Here is a 1,836-nt window from a genome sequence, read left to right as displayed (position 1 = left end):
GTCTCCGTGAGACCGCCCCCGCACGACCGAAGTCCCGCTACACTCCCACCACCGGGCGAAAGACCAGGTCAGACACCGAAATCCTGCTGGAGTACTAGGGCCTGTTGCGAAAGTCCGTACGGATGTGTATCTGTCCGCAGTGGTCGATCTCGACGACACGCGGCGCTCGGGTGGCGGACGGCGTCCTGGCAGAGCCGAGCATCCCGGCGTTAAGAGACGGCATCGCGCCGTCAGTGCCGTCGAGTAGGTTCTCTCCGTTCGGCCCGGCAGGCGGGCCGCCGAACTGGGAGGACTCGTCGCCGTGAGCATCCACATGCACATGCGCGCCGTCGCGGATTCCGAGATCCGGGACGACCACACCTGGCTTGCAGCGTTCATGTGGGAGGCTTGGGAGAACCACCCCGACGAGTACGCAGCGGGCATCGCCGATTCGATCGACAAGGTTTGGGGCTCCGTCAATGACCTCTATGCCGCTGCCGATGTCCTCGATGCGGATGCCGACGGCTTTTGGGAGCTGCCGATTTACGGCGGGCGGCCAGTGGCACACAGCGCCGATGCTGCCCCCTCCAACCCGCCCCTGGGGGTTCTGGACCCGCCTGGGGTGTCACAGGCCGCAGGCTTCCTCGCACGTGTCTCGTTCGACGAGCTGTGGAACGTCGCCGGTGCCAAGCTCGTCTGGGCCGGCTGGGACGAGGTGCACGTCAGGCAGGAGTTTCTCGACTATCACAGGGGCCTCCAAGGGTTCTATGGGCGGGCGGCTGCAGCAGGCCATGCCGTGGTCAGGGTGGTGTGGGCTTGAGAGGTGGTCGCGTGCCGGTCACAGCCATTCGTTGATGGCGGCGACCAGCAATGTTGCTTCGTAGCGGACAGCAAGTTTGTCGTATCGCGTGGCGACGGCCCGGTGCCGCTTCAGCCGGTTGATGCCGCACTCGACGGCGTGCCGGGCCTTGTAGTCCTCCGGGTCGAACTTCGGTGGACGGCCGCCGCGGGAGCCGAGCATCTTTCGGTTGCGGGCCTGGTCGGCCTTGTCAGGGATGGTGCAGCGGATACTACGTCTGCGCAGGTAAGCGCGGTTTTTCCGGGAGGCGTACGCTTTGTCGGCACGCACGCGGTCGGGTCGAGTGCGCGGCCTACCCGGCCCCATGCGGGGCACGCGGACCTTGTCAAGGACGGGCTCGAACTGCGGGGAGTCGCCGCGCTGTCCGGCTGTGACCACGATGGACATAGGCTTCTGCCCCTGCTCGGCGGCCAGATGTAGCTTGGTGGTCAGGCCGCCGCGGGAGCGCCCGATCCCATGGTCGTCAGGCTCGATGACGATGCCGCCGGGCGGTTCCTTTTGCAGGTCCCCTTTTTCCTTGCCCCGGCTGCGTGCTGGTGGGCCCGGACAATGGTGGAGTCGACGTTGAGGTCCCAGGTGATCAGGTCCTGGGCGTCGGCCCGGGCCTGCAGCTCGGTAAAGATCCGCTGCCAGATATCGTCTCGCTGCCAGCGGCGAAAAAGGTCGTAGGCCCGGCCCCAGGGCCCGTACCGCTCCGGAACATCCCGCCACGGCGTCCCGGTTCGGGTCCGCCACCGTATGCCGTCGATCAGTCGTCGCCGGGTCTATATCGCCGGCCGGCCCGGCTTCTTGCCCTTCGGCAACAGCGACTCCAGCACCGCCCACTGCGCGTCTGTCAGATCTCCTCGCCCCACGAATCAAGATCATCGCATGCTCGAGAACCACTTTCGATACACGCCCTAGTGCCGAATCAGGCAACGTTTGCCCTGTTGTGGTGTGACGCGCCGTCCGGGTCATGGCCCTGGGCGGCCTACGGCCGTCAGGCTGTGCGGGTGGCA

At 66.4% G+C, this 1,836-nt stretch carries 1 protein-coding gene and 1 pseudogene; one reads left to right on the top strand and one right to left on the bottom strand.

Going from position 1 to position 1,836, the window contains the following annotated elements; all coding sequences use genetic code 11:
• The first annotated feature begins 301 nt into the window (after window positions 1–301).
• Complete coding sequence (locus M1203_RS38440; protein ID WP_249954511.1) at window positions 302–799, top strand: DUF1877 family protein; 498 nt, start codon at window positions 302–304, stop codon at window positions 797–799.
• Between the two features lie 18 nt (window positions 800–817).
• Here the strand turns inward: M1203_RS38440 and M1203_RS38435 are convergent.
• A pseudogene (locus M1203_RS38435) lies at window positions 818–1,692 on the bottom strand (IS5 family transposase).
• Between the last annotated feature and the right edge of the window lie 144 nt (window positions 1,693–1,836).

Source organism: Streptomyces sp. 35G-GA-8 (assembly GCF_023534745.1).
GTDB lineage: Bacteria > Actinomycetota > Actinomycetes > Streptomycetales > Streptomycetaceae > Streptomyces.
Note: the sequence above shows the minus strand (reverse complement) of the source record. Positions and strands in the feature narration are given on the sequence as shown.